The sequence below is a fragment of the Actinoplanes couchii genome (assembly GCF_016862075.1).
GTDB lineage: Bacteria > Actinomycetota > Actinomycetes > Mycobacteriales > Micromonosporaceae > Actinoplanes > Actinoplanes couchii.
This window is the reverse complement of sequence record NZ_BOMG01000084.1, coordinates 84061-102643: the sequence shown is the minus strand read 5'-3', so window position 1 is coordinate 102643 and position 18583 is coordinate 84061. Positions and strand designations below refer to the sequence as shown.

16 protein-coding genes are annotated in these 18583 nt (G+C 68.2%); all 16 read left to right on the top strand.

Features of this window, described 5'->3' with window-relative positions:
• The first annotated feature begins 36 nt into the window (after positions 1-36).
• Positions 37-1332 carry a geranylgeranyl reductase family protein gene (locus Aco03nite_RS33860; protein ID WP_203802476.1) on the top strand — a complete coding sequence of 432 codons (1296 nt, stop codon included), beginning with the start codon at positions 37-39 and terminating at the stop codon, positions 1330-1332.
• A gap of 86 nt (positions 1333-1418) precedes the next feature.
• Entirely contained in the window at positions 1419-1784 is a 366-nt protein-coding gene (locus Aco03nite_RS33855; RefSeq protein WP_203737666.1) for an NADH-quinone oxidoreductase subunit A, read from the top strand.
• Positions 1785-1790: 6 nt separating this feature from the next.
• Positions 1791-2462, top strand: coding sequence for a NuoB/complex I 20 kDa subunit family protein (locus Aco03nite_RS33850; protein WP_203802471.1), 672 nt, complete (start codon positions 1791-1793; stop codon positions 2460-2462).
• A complete protein-coding gene (locus Aco03nite_RS33845; protein WP_203802468.1) occupies positions 2459-3166 on the top strand; it encodes an NADH-quinone oxidoreductase subunit C in 708 nt (235 codons plus the stop codon). The genes Aco03nite_RS33850 and Aco03nite_RS33845 overlap by 4 nt, the downstream gene beginning before the upstream one ends.
• Complete coding sequence (locus tag Aco03nite_RS33840; RefSeq protein WP_203802465.1) at positions 3163-4488, top strand: NADH-quinone oxidoreductase subunit D; 1326 nt, start codon at positions 3163-3165, stop codon at positions 4486-4488. The genes Aco03nite_RS33845 and Aco03nite_RS33840 overlap by 4 nt, the downstream gene beginning before the upstream one ends.
• Entirely contained in the window at positions 4485-5321 is an 837-nt protein-coding gene (gene nuoE / locus Aco03nite_RS33835) for an NADH-quinone oxidoreductase subunit NuoE (RefSeq protein ID WP_203802462.1), read from the top strand. The genes Aco03nite_RS33840 and nuoE overlap by 4 nt, the downstream gene beginning before the upstream one ends.
• Positions 5318-6634: an NADH-quinone oxidoreductase subunit NuoF gene (gene nuoF / locus Aco03nite_RS33830; protein ID WP_203802459.1), complete on the top strand. Its 1317-nt coding sequence runs from the start codon at positions 5318-5320 to the stop codon at positions 6632-6634. Before nuoE ends, nuoF begins: the two co-directional genes overlap by 4 nt.
• Entirely contained in the window at positions 6634-9129 is a 2496-nt protein-coding gene (locus tag Aco03nite_RS33825) for an NADH-quinone oxidoreductase subunit G (RefSeq protein WP_203802457.1), read from the top strand. The genes nuoF and Aco03nite_RS33825 overlap by 1 nt, the downstream gene beginning before the upstream one ends.
• On the top strand, positions 9126-10493 hold the full coding sequence (gene nuoH / locus Aco03nite_RS33820; protein WP_203802455.1) for an NADH-quinone oxidoreductase subunit NuoH: 1368 nt from the start codon (positions 9126-9128) through the stop codon (positions 10491-10493). Before Aco03nite_RS33825 ends, nuoH begins: the two co-directional genes overlap by 4 nt.
• Position 10494: 1 nt before the next feature.
• A complete protein-coding gene (gene nuoI / locus Aco03nite_RS33815; RefSeq protein ID WP_239145665.1) occupies positions 10495-11061 on the top strand; it encodes an NADH-quinone oxidoreductase subunit NuoI in 567 nt (188 codons plus the stop codon).
• Positions 11058-11801 carry an NADH-quinone oxidoreductase subunit J gene (locus Aco03nite_RS33810; protein WP_203802452.1) on the top strand — a complete coding sequence of 248 codons (744 nt, stop codon included), beginning with the start codon at positions 11058-11060 and terminating at the stop codon, positions 11799-11801. Before nuoI ends, Aco03nite_RS33810 begins: the two co-directional genes overlap by 4 nt.
• 34 nt (positions 11802-11835) lie before the next feature.
• The gene (gene nuoK, locus Aco03nite_RS33805) at positions 11836-12135 is read left to right on the top strand and encodes an NADH-quinone oxidoreductase subunit NuoK (protein ID WP_203802451.1); all 300 of its coding nucleotides are present in this window, start codon (positions 11836-11838) and stop codon (positions 12133-12135) included.
• A gap of 13 nt (positions 12136-12148) precedes the next feature.
• Positions 12149-14077: an NADH-quinone oxidoreductase subunit L gene (gene nuoL, locus Aco03nite_RS33800; protein ID WP_203802447.1), complete on the top strand. Its 1929-nt coding sequence runs from the start codon at positions 12149-12151 to the stop codon at positions 14075-14077.
• Entirely contained in the window at positions 14074-15612 is a 1539-nt protein-coding gene (locus tag Aco03nite_RS33795) for an NADH-quinone oxidoreductase subunit M (RefSeq protein WP_203802444.1), read from the top strand. The genes nuoL and Aco03nite_RS33795 overlap by 4 nt, the downstream gene beginning before the upstream one ends.
• Before the next feature lies 1 nt (position 15613).
• Entirely contained in the window at positions 15614-17143 is a 1530-nt protein-coding gene (gene nuoN / locus Aco03nite_RS33790) for an NADH-quinone oxidoreductase subunit NuoN (protein WP_203802441.1), read from the top strand.
• A gap of 435 nt (positions 17144-17578) precedes the next feature.
• Positions 17579-18538 (top strand): polyprenyl synthetase family protein, encoded by a 960-nt coding sequence (locus Aco03nite_RS33785; RefSeq protein WP_203802438.1) that lies wholly within the window; start codon positions 17579-17581, stop codon positions 18536-18538.
• Positions 18539-18583 lie beyond the last annotated feature (45 nt).

Sequence of the window (18583 nt, the reverse complement as noted above, 5' to 3'; positions counted from 1 at the left end):
TAATTCACGAGCGTCCGGCGAGACGGAGGTTGGACCGTGAGCGACCACGTAGCGAGTGGGCCCGTCGGTGACGAGGCAGACGTGATCGTGGTCGGTGCCGGCCCGGGCGGCTCGGCGGCCGCCTACCACCTGGCCCGTCACGGCGTGCGGGTGCTGCTGCTGGAGAAGACCGAGTTCCCCCGCGAGAAGGTCTGCGGTGACGGTCTCACGCCCCGCGCGGTGCGTCAGCTGATCCGGATGGGCATCGACACCTCGGAGAAGGCGGGCTGGCTCCAGAATAAGGGCCTGCGCGTCATCGGCGGGGGCGTTCGGATGGAACTGGACTGGCCCGAGCTGGCCAGCTTCCCGAGCTACGGCCTGGTCCGGACCAGGATGGACTTCGACGACATGCTGGCCCGGCAGGCGGTCGAGGCGGGCGCCGTGCTGCACACCGGTGTGAACGTCACCGGCCCGGTGCTGAACGACGACGGTTACGTGACGGGTGTCGAGGCCAAGGTGGGCCCGGGCAAGGAGCCGGTGCGTTACCTCGCCCCGCTGGTGATCTCCGCGGACGGCGTCTCCGGCAAGTTCCCGCTCGCGCTCGGCCTGGCCAAGCGGGACGACCGGCCGCTGGGTGTCGCGGTCCGGCGCTACTACCGGTCGGCGGTCAAGGCCGACGACGACTACCTGGAGTCCTGGCTGGAGCTGCGCAGCGCGCAGGATCCGGGCCGGCTCCTCCCCGGTTACGGGTGGATCTTCGGGCTCGGCGACGGCCGGGTCAACGTCGGGCTGGGCATCCTGAACTCGTCCGACGCGTTCGGCAAGACGAACTACCGCAACCTGCTGACCGACTGGCTGGGCAGCACCCCCGAGGACTGGGGGCTGCGTGACGAGGCCAACGCGGACGGTCCCACGCTGGGTGCCGCGCTCCCGATGGGCTTCAACCGGGTGCCGCACTACACCCGTGGCGTGATGCTGGTCGGCGACTCCGGCGGCATGGTCAATCCGATGAACGGCGAGGGCATCGCCTACGCGATGGAGTCCGGCGAGATGGCGGCCGAGGTGGCCGTGCAGGCGCTGGCCCGTCCCGCGGGTCCGGAGCGCGAGCGCGCGCTCCAGGCGTACCCCGCCGAGTTGAGTCTCCGGTTCGGTGGTTACTACCGGATCGGTGGGATCTTCGTGAAGCTGATCGGCAATCCGCAGATCATGCGGGTCGCCACCAAGTACGGCATGCCTCAGCCGCTGCTCATGAAGTTCGTCCTCAAACTCCTGGCCAACCTCACCGACCCCCGGGGTGGCGACGCCATGGATCGCATCATCAACGGCCTGACCAAGGTGGCGCCCTCCGTCTGAACCTGGACAAAAAGGGCACCCCGACCAAAGGACTGCAAAACCACAGTAACTAGTGTGAAGCGGCTAACAGTCGTACGGGAGTAGACATGACGATCAACCCTTATGTCCCGATCGTCGGGTTGCTGATCTTAGGCGCCCTGTTCGCGTTGTTCTCGGTGTCCATCGCGCCCATCGTCGGGCCCAAGCGCTTCAACCGCGCGAAGCTCGACGCTTATGAGTGCGGGATCGAGCCGGCGCCGCAACCGATCGGTGGCGGGCGATTCCCGGTGAAGTTCTATCTCACCGCGATGCTCTTCATCATCTTCGACATCGAGACGATCTTCCTCTACCCGTGGGCCGTGTCGTTCGACGCGCTCGGCCTGTTCGGGTTCGTGGAGATGGTCCTCTTCATCCTCACCGTCTTCATCGCCTACGCGTATGTGTGGCGACGTGGCGGCCTGAACTGGGACTGATGCGCCATGGGAATCGAAGAGAAACTCCCGGCCGGCATCCTGCTGACCAGTGTGGAGAAACTGTCCAACTACGCTCGGAAATCATCGTTCTGGGGCGCGACCTTCGGCCTCGCCTGTTGCGCCATCGAGATGATGGCCTCCGGCGGCCCACACTATGACCTGGGCCGGTGGGGGATGGAGGTCTTCCGCGCCTCACCCCGGCAGGCCGACCTGATGATCGTGGCCGGCCGGGTCAGCCAGAAGATGGCCCCGGTGGTCCGGCAGATCTACGACCAGATGCCCGAGCCTCGTTCGGTCATCTCGATGGGTGTCTGCGCCTCGTCCGGTGGCATGTTCAACAACTACGCCATCGTGCAGGGTGTCGACCACATCGTCCCGGTGGACATCTATCTACCGGGTTGCCCGCCCCGACCGGAAATGCTCATCGACGCGATCCTCAAGATGCGCGAGAAGGTCATGGCACAGCCTCTCGGCCCGAATGGGCGCAAGATGCTCGCAGCTCGGCAGGCCGAGGGCCGAGTTCCGACCGTCGCGCCGGGCGCCATGCCGTCCTCCTATCGCGTGGACAAGGTCCGCCGTGCGGAATGGACCCAGGCCGTGAAAGAGGGACGCGAAGAGCAATTGCGGATCGAGAACTGGATGAAACTCCAGCCGCATTTGCGGGAGGTTCACAAATGAGTATTCAATCCGGAACCGACGGTGACGTGCCCCGTGGTGCCGAATTGGGCGCACCCGCTCAGACGCCGCCCAGCCCGGATAAGGGCATGTTCGGTGTCAAGGGCACCGGAGACGTCTCCGGCTTCGGTCGTCTGGTCCGCCCCAAGCCTGCTGCTTTTGGCAGCCCACGGCCCTACGGCGAATACTTCGACGACGTCTATGACGCGCTTGAGGAAGCATATCCGGCCATTGCCGAAGCGATCGAGAAAGTGGTCGTGGATAGGGCGGAACTCACACTTCACGTACGCCCTGAACACATCGCTGAGGTGTGTCAGGTAATGCGTGACGACGCCTCCCTGCGCTTCGAACTGTGTTCGTCCGTTGACGGAGTGGATTATCTGGGCTCCGACGAGCGGCGATTCCACGTCGCTTATCAATTGACTTCGATGACCTATCGGCGCCGGGTGCGGCTGGAGGTCGCGGTCGCCGACGGAGTCACCGTTCCGAGCGTCACCCGGGTCTACCCGACGGCCGACTGGCAGGAGCGGGAGATCTACGACATGTTCGGCGTCGTCTTCGCCGGCCACCCGAACCTGACGCGGATCCTCATGCCGGACGACTGGGAGGGCCACCCCCAGCGGAAGGACTACCCGCTCGGCGGCGTGCCCGTCGAGTACAAGGGCGCCGAGATTCCGCCTCCCGACCAGCGGAGGGTCTACCAGTGACCACATCTGAGTACGCGACCGAGCGCGAGACGACCGAGGGCCGGGTCTTCACGGTCACCGGCGGCGACTGGGACAGCATCACCTCCAGCGTCGATCCGCTCAGCAACGAGAAGATCGTCGTCAACATGGGCCCGCAGCACCCGTCCACCCACGGCGTGCTCCGGCTGGTCCTCGAGCTGGAGGGCGAGACGGTCACCGAGGTCCGCCCGGTCATCGGTTACCTGCACACCGGGATCGAGAAGAACCTGGAGTACCGCAACTGGACCCAGGGCGTCACCTTCGTGACCCGGATGGACTACCTGGCCAACATGTCCAACGAGACGGCGTACTGCCTCGCGGTGGAGAAGTTGCTCGGCGTCACCGACCAGATCACCGAGCGGACCAACACCATCCGGGTGCTCTTCATGGAGCTGCAGCGGATCGCCTCGCACCTGGTCTGGCTCGCGACCACCGGCATGGAGCTGGGCGCGATCTCGATGATGCTGTATGGCTTCCGCGAACGGGAGTACATCCTCGACATCTTCGAGGAGACCTCCGGCCTGCGGATGAACAACGGCTACATCCGCCCGGGCGGCCTCGCGCAGGACCTGCCGGAGTCCGCGGTTCGCAAGATCCGTGACTTCCTGAAGTACCTGCCGAAGAAGCTCAAGGAATACGAAGCGATGCTGTCCGGCCAGATCATCTGGCAGCAGCGGACCCAGGGCGTCGCCGTGCTGGACGTGACCGGGTGCCTCGCGCTCGGCATCACCGGCCCGGTGCTGCGCTCGGCCGGCCTCCCGTGGGACCTGCGCAAGACCATGCCCTACTGCGGGTACGAGACGTACGAGTTCGACGTGCCGACCGCGACCACGGCCGACGTCTGGGGCCGGTACCTGGTCCGGATGGCGGAGATCCGCGAGTCGCTGAAGATCGTCGAGCAGGCTCTGGACCGGCTCAAGCCCGGCCCGATCTGGATCGACGACAAGAAGATCGCCTGGCCGGCACAGCTGGCGATCGGCACCGACGGTCTGGGCAACTCGCTCGAGCACGTCGCCAAGATCATGGGTCAGTCGATGGAGTCGCTGATCCACCACTTCAAGCTGGTGACCGAGGGCTTCCGGGTGCCGCCGGGCCAAGTCTACGTCGGTATCGAGCACCCGCGTGGCGAACTCGGCGTACACGCGGTCTCCGACGGCGGAACCCACCCCTATCGGGTGCACTACCGCGAGCCGAGCTTCGTGAACCTCCAGGCCATCCCCGCGATGGCCGAGGGCGCCCTGCTGGCCGACGTGATCGCCGGTGGCGCCTCGCTGGATCCCGTGATGGGTGGGTGTGACCGATGACAACGGTGGACTTCTCGCCGGCCGCCGAGCCGCTGGCGGCCAAGCTCCTCGAACCGGCCCGGGAGATCCTGGCCCGCTACCCGGCCGGGCGTGAGCGGTCGGCGCTGCTGCCGCTGCTGCACCTGGTGCAGACCGAGGAGGGCTTCGTCAGCCCGGGCGGGGTGGCGTTCTGCGCCGACCTGCTCGGCATCAACAAGGCCCAGGTCGGGGCGGTCGCGACCTTCTACACCATGTACAAACGCCGGCCCACCGGCGAATACCTGGTCAGCGTCTGCACCAACACCCTCTGCAACGTGATGGGCGGCCAGGAGGTGTACGACGAACTGGTCGAGCACCTCGGCATCGGTCACGGCGAGACCTCGGCCGACGGCAAGATCACGCTGGAGCACGCGGAGTGCCTCGCCGCCTGCGACTACGCCCCGGTGGTGACGGTCAACTACGACTTCACCGTCGACCAGGCGACCCGGGAGAGCGCGGTCGAGCTGGTCGAGAGCCTGCGGCAGGACCAGCGGCCGGCCCCCGAGCGCGGCGCCCGGATCTGCTCGCTCAAGGAGATGCAGTTCCAGCTCGCCGGATTCGCCGACCCCCGGGACGGCGCGGTCGGTGACGGGGTGGCCGGCGCGCCGACCCTGCGCGGGGTGCGTCTCGCCCAGGAGCACGGTGTCGCGGTCGCCGGGTTCGACCCGGACACCCCGATCACCAAGACCAAGCCGCTGCCCAAGGACGAGGTCGCCAACCCCGCCGAGGCGGCCGGGGTGGCCGCGAACAAGCCGGCCTCGGACGCCAAGCCCGCCGGTGACAAGCGCCCGAGCGGCAAGGAGGGGACAAAATGAGCCAGCCACGGCAGGAGGTCCTGCAGAAGCTCACCCCGGTCCTGACCAAGCGCTGGCTCTCGCCGGACGCCTGGCAGATCGGTGTCTACGAGCGGCTGGACGGATACCTCGCGGTCCGCAAGGCCCTGGACGTGCACCCGGACGACCTGATCCAGCTGATCAAGGACTCCGGGCTGCGCGGCCGTGGCGGCGCGGGCTTCCCGACCGGGCTCAAGTGGGGCTTCATCCCGCAGGGCGACGGCAAGCCGCACTACCTGGTGATCAACGCGGACGAGGGTGAGCCGGGCACCTGCAAGGACCTGCCGCTGATGACGTACGACCCGCACTCGCTGGTGGAGGGCGCGATCATCGCCTCCTACGCGATCCGGGCCGAGCGGGCGTTCATCTACATCCGCGGTGAGGCGGTGCACGCGGCCCGCCGCCTCCGGAACGCGGTTCAGGAGGCGTACGCCAAGGGGTATCTCGGAAAGAACATCCTCGGCTCCGGCTTCGACCTCGACCTGGTCGTGCACAGCGGCGCCGGCGCCTACATCTGCGGTGAGGAGACGGCGCTCCTGGACTCCCTGGAGGGGTTCCGTGGGCAGCCCCGCCTGCGGCCGCCGTTCCCGGCCATCGCCGGCCTCTACGCCAGCCCGACCGTGGTCAACAACGTCGGCACCATCGCCAGCGTGCCGTACATCGTGCTGGGCGGCGCCGACTGGTGGAAGAGCATGGGCACCGAGAAGTCGGCCGGCCCGATGATCTACTCGCTCTCCGGCCGGGTGGTCAATCCCGGTCAGTACGAGTGCGGCCTCGGCATCACCCTGCGCGAGCTGATCGAGCTGGCCGGGGGCATGCAGCCGGGCCACGAACTGAAGTTCTGGACGCCGGGCGGCTCGTCGACGCCGCTGCTGACCGCCGAGCACATCGACACCGCGATGGACTTCGAAGGGGTCGCCGCGGCCGGGTCGATCCTCGGCACCACGGCGATGCAGATCTTCTCGGACCAGGACTGCCCGGTCTACAACACGTGGCGGTGGCTGGAGTTCTACCACCACGAGTCGTGCGGCAAGTGCACCCCGTGCCGGGAGGGCAACTACTGGATGGTGCGCACCTACCGGCGGATCCTCGCCGGGCACGGCACCGTCCAGGACCTGGACACGCTGCAGGACACCGCGGACAACGTCTTCGGCCGGTCCTTCTGCGGCCTCGGCGACGGCGCGGCGACGCCCGTCATGTCGACGCTCAAGTGGTTCCGGGACGACTACCTCGGCTACATCGAGGGCCGCACCGCACCGCGGCTCTCCGAGAAGTCCCTCGTAGGAGCGCACTGATGACCGACGTCGAGAAGAGGACCGACCTCGTCACCTTGACCATCGACGGGGTCGAGGTCAAAGCCGAGAAGGGCGAGCTGCTGATCCGGGTCGCCGAGCGGATGGGAACCGCCATCCCGCGGTTCTGCGACCACCCGCTGCTCGCCCCGGCCGGCGCCTGCCGGCAGTGCCTGGTCGAGGTGGAGGGCCAGCGCAAGCCGGTCGCCTCGTGCACCCAGACGGTGGCCGACGGCATGGTGGTCAAGACGCAGCTCAGCTCGCCGGTGGCCGCCAAGGCGCAGGCCGGAGTGATGGAACTGCTGCTGATCAACCACCCGCTCGACTGCCCGACCTGCGACAAGGGCGGCGAGTGCCCGCTGCAGAACCAGGCGATGAGCACCGGCCGCGCCGACTCCCGGTTCGTCGAGGAGAAGCGCGAGTACGAGAAGCCGATCCACATCTCCAGCCAGGTGCTGCTGGACCGGGAACGCTGCGTGCTCTGCCAGCGGTGCACCCGGTTCTCCGAGGAGATCGCCGGGGACAAGTTCATCGACCTGATGGACCGGTCCTCCGGCGAGCAGATCAACGTCTACCGGGACGACTTCTTCGGAGGTACCGGCACCGGTGACGGACAGGTCGGGGAGGGCGAGGGGGACGTCCCGTTCAACTCCTACTTCTCCGGCAACACGATCCAGATCTGCCCGGTCGGCGCGCTCACCGGCGAGCAGTACCGGTTCCGTGCCCGCCCGTTCGACCTGGTCAGCACGCCCAGCGCGTGCGAGCACTGCGCCTCCGGCTGCGCCCAGCGCACCGACCACCGGCGCGGGAAGGTGCTGCGCCGGCTCGCCGGTGACGACGCCTCGGTGAACGAGGAGTGGAACTGCGACAAGGGCCGCTGGGGCTTCCGGTACGCCACCGCCAACGACCGGATCATGACGCCGCTGGTGCGTGACTCCGGTACCGGTGAGCTGCGGGAAGCGTCCTGGAGCGAGGCGCTGTTCGTGGCGGCGGAAGGCCTCCGGGCCGCGAAGGACCGCGGTGTCGGGGTGCTGCCGGGCGGCCGGTTGACGGTGGAGGACGCGTACGCCTACGCGAAGTTCGCCCGCACCGCGCTCGGCACCAACGACGTCGACTTCCGGGCCCGCCCGATCCGGGCGACCGGATCGTCCACGACCGCCACCGAGGAGGCCGACTTCCTGGCCGCCATGGTCGCCGGGTCGACCGGGGTGACGTACGAGCAGGTGGAGAACGCTCCGTCGGTGGTCCTGGTGGGCATCGAGCCGGAGGAGGAGTCACCGATTCTCTTCCTGCGCCTGCGCAAGGCCTTCGTGCGGCGCAAGCTCCCGGTGACCGCGGTCTCGTCGTACCTCAGCCGGGGTCTGGAAAAGCTCGGAGCGGTGCTGGTCTCGGCCGTGCCGGGCGACGAGGCCCACGTCCTGAACACCGATCCCGCGGTGGCCGGAGCACTGAGTGCCCCCGGCGCGCTGCTGATCGTCGGCGAGCGCCTGGCCACCGTGCCGGGCGGGCTCAGCGCGGCGGCCGACCTGGCCGCCCGCAGCGGCGCGAAGATCGCCTGGGTGCCGCGCCGGGCCGGGGACCGGGGCGCGATCGACGCCGGTTGCCTGCCGAACCTGCTGCCCGGCGGCCGTCCGGTCACCGACGCGGCGGCCCGTGCCGAGCTGTCGCTGGCCTGGCGGACCGACGCCGGGGTGCTGTCCGGCACCCCCGGCCGGGACACCGACCGGATCATCGCGGCGGCGGCCGACGGCACCCTGGGCGCCCTGCTGGTCGGCGGCGTCGACCCGGCCGACCTGACCGATCCGAAGTTGGCCGAGGAGGCGCTCGACGCGGTTCCGTTCCTGGTCAGCCTGGAGATGCGGCAGAACGCGGTGACCCGGCGGGCGGACGTGGTGCTGCCGATCGCGCCCGCCGTGGAGAAGGCCGGCACCTACATGGACTGGGAGGGCCGGCTCCGCTCGTTCGGCGCGGTGCTGAAGAGCACCGCGATGACCGACGGCCGGGTGCTGGACGCGCTCGCGGCCCTGCTCGACGTCACCCTCGGCACCGGGGACGTGACGGCGGTCCGGCGCGAGCTGGGCACGCTGCCGGGCGGTACTGGAAGCACGATCCGGCCGTCCGCGGAGGCCGAGCGCGCCGCGCAACCGGCCGCCGACGAGGCCGTCCTGGCCACCTGGCACCAGCTGATCGACCTGGGTTCGCTGCTGGACGGCGACCGGATCCTGGCCGGCACCGCGCGGCCCCCGGTGGCCCGGATCGGCAAGTTCCTCGCCGAGTCGCTGCAGGTCGTCGACGGTGACCTGATCACGGTCAGCACGATCCGCGGTTCGGTCACGCTGCCGGCCGCGATCACCGACATGCCGCCGCGGGTGGTGTGGCTGCCGACCAACTCGCCGGGCTCGACGGTGCGGCGCAATCTCGGCGTCACCGCGGGCGCGGTGGTCAAGCTGACGGCCGGCGTCCCCGGCCCGATCCTCGCCGAGCAGGTGGAGCGATGAAGAGTCTTGTTCTGGCCGGGGCGATCGACCCCACGCTGGAGACGTTCGAGAACGACGTCTGGTGGATCTCGCTGGTCAAGCTACTCGGCCTGTTCGTGCTGCTGCTGCTCCTGACGCTGTTCACGATCAACTACGAGCGCAAGGTCGTGGCCCGGATGGCGGTCCGGCCGGGCCCCAACCAGGTCGGCCCCAAGGGCTGGTTCCAGAGCCTCACCGACGGCATCAAGCTGCCGTTCAAGGAGGAGATCATCCCGAAGACCGCCGACAAGGTGGTCTACTTCATCGCCCCGGTGATCTCCGCGACGGTGGCGTTCACCGCGTTCTCGGTGATCCCGTTCGGCGGCGTGGTGAACATGTTCGGTCAGCAGACCGCGCTGCAGCTCACCGACGTGCCGGTCTCGGTGCTGGTGCTGCTCGCCTGCTCGTCGATGGCGGTCTACGGCGTGGTGCTGGCCGGGTGGGCGTCCGGCTCCACCTACCCGCTGCTCGGCGGCCTGCGATCAAGTGCCCAGATGATCTCGTACGAGGTCGCCATGGGTCTGTCCATCGTGGCGGTGTTCATGACCGCCGGAACGATGAGCACCTCGCAGATCGTCAAGGCGCAGGCGCACGGCAGCCCGATGGAGCTGTTCGGGTTCGAGCTGACCACCCCCGGGTGGTACGCGGTCCAGCTGCTGCCGAGCTTCCTGATCTACATCATCGCGGCGGTCGGTGAGACCAACCGTGCCCCGTTCGACCTGCCCGAGGCGGAGTCCGAGCTGGTCGGCGGCTTCCACACCGAGTACTCGTCGTTCAAGTTCGCGCTGTTCTTCCTCGCCGAGTACATCAACATGATCACCGTCTCGGCGTTCGCGACCACGCTGTTCCTGGGCGGCTGGCGGGCTCCGGCCCCGATCACCACGTTCTGGGCGGACGCCAACTCCGGCTACTGGCCGCTGCTCTGGTTCTTCGGCAAGGTGCTGATCCTGCTGTTCGGATTCATCTGGCTGCGGGCCACGCTGCCCCGGATGCGCTACGACCAGTTCATGCGCTTCGGCTGGAAGGTGCTGATCCCGGTCAACCTGGTCTGGATCCTCTGCCTGGCGTTCTTCAAGGTCGCCAACAGCGGCGCGATCTCCAGCACCACCCGGTACGTCATCACCGGCGTGGTCGCGGTGCTGGTCCTGGCCGTCGCCTGGGGCTGGCCGGCGCCGAAGAAGGCGAAGCAGCTGTCCATCGAGGAGGAGCTGCACCAGCGGCCGCCGGGCAGTTTCCCGGTCCCGCCGATGGACCTCCAGGTTCCGCCGAGCCCCCGAGCCCGCCGAGCCGTGGCCGAACGTGCCCCGGCGACCGTGGGTGTCGAGCCAGATTCGAAGGAGGTGTGACGTGGGTACGTTCACCGGTTCCTTCAAAGGGTTCGGCGTGACCTTCGCGCACATGTTCCGCAAGGTGATCACCACCGACTATCCGTTCTCCCCGCCGAAGCCGGCGCCGCGCTACCACGGGCGGCACATCCTGAACCGGCACCCGGACGGGCTGGAGAAGTGCATCGGCTGCGAGCTGTGCGCCTGGGCCTGCCCGGCCGACGCGATCTACGTCGAGGGCGGCGACAACACCGACGAGCAGCGGTTCTCGCCGGGCGAGCGGTACGCGAAGATCTACCAGATCAACTACGCCCGGTGCATCTTCTGCGGGCTCTGCATCGAGGCCTGCCCGACCCGCTCGCTGACCATGAGCAACGAGTACGAGCTGGCCCGGGACAACCGGCAGGACCTGATCTTCACGAAGAAGGAACTGCTGGCCCCGCTGCTGGAGGGCATGGAGCAGCCGCCGCACCCGATGCGCCTGGGCGAGACCGACAAGGACTACTACGTCGGCGCTCTCACCAACCCGGGCACGTCGGCCGGCGCCGAGACGGCCCCGCTCCACAAGGGGCAGGGGGTGGAGGAATGACCGCCGTCTCCACCGGGGAGCAGATCGCGTTCTGGGTCCTCGGCTCGCTCGCGGTGATCGGCGCGCTCGGCATGGTGCTGGCCCGCAACGCGGTGCACTCCGCACTGTGGCTGGTCGTCACGATGCTGAACCTCGGGTTCTTCTACGTGATCAACTCGGCGCCGTTCCTCGGCTTCGTGCAGATCATCGTCTACACCGGCGCGATCATGATGCTGTTCCTGTTCGTGCTGATGCTCGTCGGCCGGGACGCGTCGGACTCGCTGATCGAGACCCTGCGCGGGCAGCGGATCGCCGCGATCGTGCTGGGTGTGGCCTTCGCCGCGCTGATCGGTACCGGTCTGGCCCGGGCGCTGGGCACCAGCCCGTCGGTGGGCCTGGACGCGGCCAATCAGAACGGCAACGTCCAGGGCCTGGCCGCACTGCTCTTCACCAAGTACGTCTTCGCCTTCGAGGTGACCTCGGCTCTGCTGATCACCGCGGCGGTCGGCGCCATGATCCTGGCGCACGTCGAGAAGACCAAGGAGGAGACGCGGGACCAGGTGACCCGGATGAAGGACCGCTTCCGTCCCGGCAACTACCCGGGTGCCAAGCCCGGCCCCGGCGTCTACGCGAACACCATGTCGGTGGCCGCGCCTGCCCGGCTGCCGGACGGTAACGGGGCCGAGCGGAGCATCTCGCCGATCCTGCCGATCCGCGAGTTGACTCCGGACGAGGCAGCGCCGAAGGGGACAGAGAAGTGAAGCGCAGCGGAACGACCAAGAAGGGTGCAGCGAAGTGACACCTGATTATTACTTGGTCCTCGCGGCGATCCTGTTCACCATCGGGGCGTCCGGCGTGCTGGTCCGGCGCAATGCGATCGTCCTGTTCATGTGCATCGAGCTGATGCTGAACGCGGCGAACCTGGCGCTGGTCACCTTCAGCCGGATCAACGGCGGACTGGACGGCCAGATCATCTCGTTCTTCGTGATGGTCGTCGCGGCCGCCGAGGTCGTGGTGGGCCTCGCCATCATCATGTTGATCTTCCGGACCCGGCGCTCGGCGAGTGTCGACGACGCCAACCTCCTCAAGTACTGAAAGGGGCCTTCGCATGGAACAGACTGTGGAGTTCGCCCCCGCGGCGGGAGTGTTGAGCAACATCTGGTTGCTCGTGGCGATCCCGCTGGCCAGCGCGGTGATCCTGCTGCTGCTGGGCAAGCGGGCCGACAAGTGGGGGCACTGGCTCGGGGTGGCCTCGGTCGCCACGTCGTTCGTACTCGGACTGATCTTCTTCCTGAATCTCGCCGGGCTGGAGGACGGCAGGCGTTCGGCTGAGCTGAGCCTCTGGGACTTCATCGTGGTCGGCGAGCTGAAGGTCGACTTCGGCCTGCTCTTCGACCCGCTGGCCGGCGTCTTCGTGCTGCTGATCACCGGCGTCGGATCGCTGATCCACCTGTACGCGGTCGGGTACATGGAGCACGATCCCGGCCGCCGGCGGTTCTTCGCCTACTTCAACCTGTTCGTCTCGGCGATGTTGCTGCTGGTCCTGGGCAACAACTACGTGATGCTGTACTTCGGCTGGGAGGGCGTCGGCCTGGCGTCGTACCTGCTGATCTCGTTCTGGTACACCAAGCCGTCGGCGGCCACCGCCGGCAAGAAGGCCTTCCTGATGAACCGGGTCGGCGACGCCGGCCTGGCCATCGGCATCTTCCTGATGTTCACCGAGCTGGGCAGCACGCAGTACGCGGACGTCTTCAACGGCGTCGACTCGCTGGCCGCCGGCACGATCCTGATCATGGGGATCCTGCTGCTGCTCGGCGCGTGCGGCAAGTCCGGCCAGTTCCCGTTGCAGGCCTGGCTCCCGGACGCGATGGAGGGCCCGACTCCGGTCTCCGCGCTCATCCACGCGGCCACCATGGTCACCGCCGGTGTCTACCTGATCGCCCGGTCCAACCCGATCTTCTCGGCGAACGCCACGCTGCAGCTGATCGTAGTCAGCATCGGTGCGGTCACCCTGCTGATCGGCTGTCTGATCGGCTCGGCCAAGGACGACATCAAGCGTGTCCTGGCCTGGTCGACGGTCTCCCAGATCGGCTACATGTTCCTCGGCGTCGGGCTCGGCGGCGGGGCGTACGCGCTGGCCATCGTGCACCTGCTGGCACACGGCTTCTTCAAGGCCAACATGTTCCTCGGCGCCGGCTCGGTCATGCACGGGATGCACGACCAGGTCGACATCCGCAGGTTCGGCGGCCTGTCCAAGCACATGAAGATCACCTGGCTGACCTTCGGCACCGGCTGGCTGGCCATCATCGGCATCCCGCCGCTGTCCGGCTACTTCTCCAAGGAGCCGATCATCGCGGCCGCCTTCGAGCGGGAGGTCGTCTGGGAGGCCTGGGTCTTCGGGCTGGCCGCGCTGATCGGCGCCGGTCTGACCGCGTTCTACATGACCCGGCTCTTCGTGCTGACATTCCACGGCCCGGCCCGCTGGACCGAGGACAACCAGCACCCGCACGAGTCCCCGGCGATCATGACGATTCCGCTGATCCTGCTGGCCATCGGCTCGGTCGGGGCCGGTTTCCTGCTCAGCACCAGCGTGCCGGACTGGCTGACGCCGGTGTTGCCCGCCGCTGAGGGCGAAGCACACGGGGTGCTCTCGCACACCGTCATCACCATCCTGTCGCTGCTGGTCACGGTGCTCGGCGCCGGTCTGGCCTGGGCGATCTTCCGCAAGGGCACGGCGCTCGAACCGCAGCCGGCCGGGGTGCTGGTCACCGCGGCCCGGCGCAACCTCTACACCGACGCGTTCAACGAGGCGGTGTTCGAACGGCCCGGCATCTACCTGACCCGGGCGCTGGTCTTCCTCGACAACAAGGGGATCGACGGCCTGGTCAACGGGATCGCGGCCGGGGTCGGCGGCGGTTCCAGCCGGTTGCGGCGCTTCCAGACCGGCTTCGTCCGGTCGTACGCCATGTCCATCCTCACCGGCGCCATGCTCGTGGTTGGCGCCTTCCTCGCGATCCAACTGGGGTGGTTGGCGTGAAAGACTTCCCGTTCCTTTCCGTCCTCACCCTGTTGCCGCTGGTCGGCGCGCTGGTGGTGGCCTTCATCCCGCGGTCGAAGGCGGAGTTGGCCAAGCTGGTCGCGTTCGGCTGGTCGATCCTGGTGCTGGTCCTCAGCGTCTTCATGTGGATCGCCTACAGCGTCGGCGGCGACCGGTTCCAGTTCCACGAGTCGTACGCCTGGATCCCCGCGTGGGGCGCCAACTTCACGTTCGCGGCCGACGGCATCGCGCTCGTCATGCTGATGCTGATCGCGATCCTGTTCCCGATCGTGCTGCTGGCGTCCTGGCACGACGTCGACCAGAGCACCCGGTCGGCGCCCGCCTACTTCGCGCTGCTGCTGGTCTTCGAGTTCACCATGATCGGGGTGTTCGCCGCGGCGGACGTGTTCCTGTTCTACGTGTTCTTCGAGATCATGCTGATCCCGATGTACTTCATCATCGGCTCGTTCGGCAGCGGCCAGAAGCAGTACGCCGCGGTCAAGTTCTTCCTCTACAGCCTGGTCGGCGGCCTCTTCATGCTGGCCTCGGTGATCGGGCTGTGGGTGGTCGGCGGGAAGACCTTCGACTTCGCCGCCCTCGCCGCGGTCGCCGGTGACCTGGACACCGACACCGCGCGCTGGCTGTTCCTCGGCTTCTTCGTGGCGTTCGCGATCAAGGCGCCGTTCTTCCCGTTCCACACCTGGCTGCCGGACTCCGGTGGCGCCGCCCCGGCCGGAGCCGCCGCGCTGCTGGTCGGCGTGATGGACAAGGTCGGCACGTTCGGCATCCTGCGCTACTGCCTCTCGCTGTTCCCGGAGGCGTCGCGCTGGTTCGCTCCGGCGGCGATGGCCCTCGCGGTGATCGGCATCATCTACGCGGCCCTGCTCGCGGTCGGCCAGAACGACCTGAAGCGCCTGGTGTCGTACACGTCGATCGCGCACTTCGGTTTCATCGGCATCGGCATCTTCGCCTTCACCACCCAGGCCGGCACCGGCGCGGTGCTCTACATGGTCAACCACGGCCTGGCCACCGGCCTGCTCTTCATCGTGGTCGGCATGTTCGTGGCCCGGCGCGGATCGTCGCTGGTCAGCGACTTCGGCGGGGCGGGCAAGCTGATGCCGGTGCTGGCCGGGGTGCTGTTCTTCGCCGGTCTCGCCTCGCTGGCGCTGCCCGGCACGGCGCCGTTCGTCAGCGAGTTCCTGGTCCTGATCGGCACGTTCAGCACCAACAAGGGTTATGCGGTGGTGGCCACCCTCGGCATCGTGCTGGCCGCCGCCTACGTGCTCTGGATGATCCAGCGGACCACCCAGGGCACCCTCAACCCGGCGCTGACCGAGGTGCCGGCGATGTCGAAGGACATCACCCTGCGGGAGAAGGCGGTCGTCGCCCCGCTGATCGCCCTGCTGCTGGTGCTCGGCTTCTACCCGAAGCCGGTCACCGACGTGATCAACCCGGCGGTGCAGGCGACCATGCAGGACGTCGGCGTCAAGGACCCGGTCCCCACGGTGGAGGCCGGCGGAAAGGTGGGCGGCTGACATGGAACCGTTGAAACTGCCTCCCATCGAGTACGGGGCACTGCTCCCGATGCTGATCCTCTTCGGCGCCGCGTGCGCCGGGATCGTCGTCGAGATCGTGGTGCCCAAGCGGGCCCGCAACGTGGTCCAGCTGGTCCTGGCGCTGCTCGCGGTGACGGCGTCGCTGACCGCGGTGGTGCTGGCCCGGGACGTCCGGACGGTCACCATCGGCGGCGCGGTCGCGGTGGACGGGCCGACCCTGTTCCTGCAGGGCGCGATCCTCGTCCTCGGCGGGGTGTCACTGCTGCTGATCGGTGAGCGTTCCATCGAGCGGGGCGGCGCGTTCGTGGCCCAGGCCGCGGTCACCGTCGGCTCGCAGAAGGACACCAGGCAGGCCACCAGCCCGGGTGCGACCGAGGTCTACCCGCTGAGTGTCTTCGCGCTCGGCGGCATGCTGCTCTTCGTCGCGGCGAACGACCTGCTCACCATGTTCGTGGCGCTGGAGGTCTTCTCGCTGCCGCTCTACCTGCTGTGTGCGCTGGCCCGCCGGCGGCGACTGCTCAGTCAGGAGGCGGCGCTCAAGTACTTCCTGCTCGGTTCGTACGCGTCGGCGTTCTTCCTGTTCGGGGTGGCCTTCATCTACGGCTTCTCGGGCGGGATCCAGCTGAGCGTGGTGCACGAGGCGGTGGCGAACCCGCAGCGCAGCGAGGTGCTGCTCTTCGTGGGCCTGGCGATGATCGCTATCGGTCTGCTGTTCAAGGCGGCCCTCGCCCCGTTCCACGTCTGGACGCCCGACGTCTACCAGGGCGCGCCGACGCCGATCACCGCGTTCATGGCGGCCTGCACCAAGGTCGCCGCGTTCGGGGCCCTGCTGCGGGTGCTCTACGTGGCCTTCGAGGGGGTGCGCTGGAACTTCCAGCCGGTCCTCGGGGTGATCGCGATCCTCACCATGTTCGTCGGCGCGATCCTGGCGGTCACCCAGACCGACCTGAAGCGGCTGCTGGCCTACTCGTCGATCGCCAACGCCGGATACCTGCTGGTGGGGGTGCTCGCGCTCAACGAGTCGGGTCTGAGCGGCACGATGTTCTACCTGGTGGCGTACGGGTTCTCGATCCTGGCCGCGTTCGCGATCATCAGCCTGGTGCGGGACTCCGACGGCGAGGCCACCCACCTGTCCCGGTGGGCCGGCATCGGACGGAAGAGCCCGCTGCTGGCCGGCGTTTTCACGTTCATCCTGCTGACCTTCGCCGGCATCCCGTTGACCAGCGGTTTCACCAGCAAGTTCGCGGTCTTCGGGGCGGCTGTCGAGGGCGGGCAGACGTGGCTCGTCGTCTTCGGCGTGATCAGCAGCATGCTGCTGGCCTTCCCGTACCTGCGGGTGGTCGTGCTGATGTGGCTCTCCGAGCCGGGCGAGACGACTCCGGCCGTCTCCATCCCGGGCTTCCTCACCTCGGCGGTGCTCGCCCTCGGTGTGATCGTCACGGTCGCGCTGGGTGTCGTTCCGGCGCCGCTGATCGATCTGACCCGCGAGGCGGCAGAGTTCGTCAGGTGACGGATATCCGGAACTGATCATCGGCGGGAGTCCTCCGGATTCCCGCCGATGTCCGTTTCCAGACCGGCGGTTCGGTCACGGTGAGTGATCTTTAAGGGCCACACCGGTTGCCGGTACGCCGGGAGAAGGCGCCAGTGGCCCCCCCGTCTCATCAACCGTGACATGGGCGGTGACCGATTTCCATCGCTCTCACCCGGACCACCGCTCCCGGCCCGGAACGACAGGCGGATACCTGGAGTGACGCCTACGTCCGACGGTAGCCACGGGCACCTTTGTGGTCCGTACCGTCGCTGTCAGATTTTTGATCTTGTCTCGTGCCACCCTGGCACTGAAACCGTCAGATCGGTATGGCAAGGTGAAAGCGTGGTTAGCACCGGTGATTCGAGCCCGCGCGAGCTAGTGCTGTCATCGTTGGGTCTCGATGTCGATCCTGCTATGGACGAGTCGGTCTCCGCGACGCTGGCCGCTGTGGAGTCCGCGCTGCGCGGCCATGTGTCCAGCGCCGATCCGTTGGTGGCGGAGGCCGCGCTGCATCTCGCCGAGGCGGGCGGCAAGCGGTTCCGGCCGCTGCTCGTGGCGCTCGGCGCCCAGTTCGGTGATCCGTCGTCGCCGCAGGTCGTCGACGCGGCGAACGTGGTCGAGCTGACCCACCTGGCGACGCTCTACCACGACGACGTGATGGACGAGGCCGCCGTGCGGCGCGGTGCCGCGAGCGCCAACGCCCGCTGGGGCAACTCGGTGGCCATCCTGGTGGGTGACTACCTCTTCGCGAGGGCCGCCGACCTGGCCGCCACCCTCGGCACCGAGGCCGTGCACCTGCAGGCGACCACCTTCGCGCGGCTGGTGCACGGGCAGATCGCCGAGACGGTGGGCCCGCGCGGCACCGACCCGATCGAGCATCACCTGCACGTCATCACCGAGAAGACGGCTTCGCTGATCGCCACCGCGGCCCGGTTCGGTGGGCTCTTCTCCGGCGCCCGGCCGGAGTTCGTGGAGGCCCTCGCGGGCTACGGCGAGACCATCGGCATCGCCTTCCAGCTCTCCGACGACCTGCTGGACATCTCCAGCGAGTCGGTCCAGTCCGGCAAGACGCCCGGCACCGACCTGCGCGAGGGTGTGCCCACGCTGCCGATGCTCTACGCGCTGGCCGACGACGACGCCGAGCCGTCCGCGGTCCGGCTCCGGGAGCTGTTGTCGTCCGGGCCGCTCACCGACGACGCGCTGCACGCCGAGGCGCTGACCCTGCTGCGCGGGTCGGCGGCGATGAAACGGGCCCGGGAGACCGTCCGCGGTTACGCCGAGGCGTCCCGGTCCAGCCTGGCCCCGCTGCCGGACGGCGAGGCGAAGCGGGCGATGGAGGCGCTCTGCGACTTCATCGCGGACCGGACGAGCTGATCCCCGGACCATCGCGGCCGTCTCACCGCTGTCCGTCTTATCGCT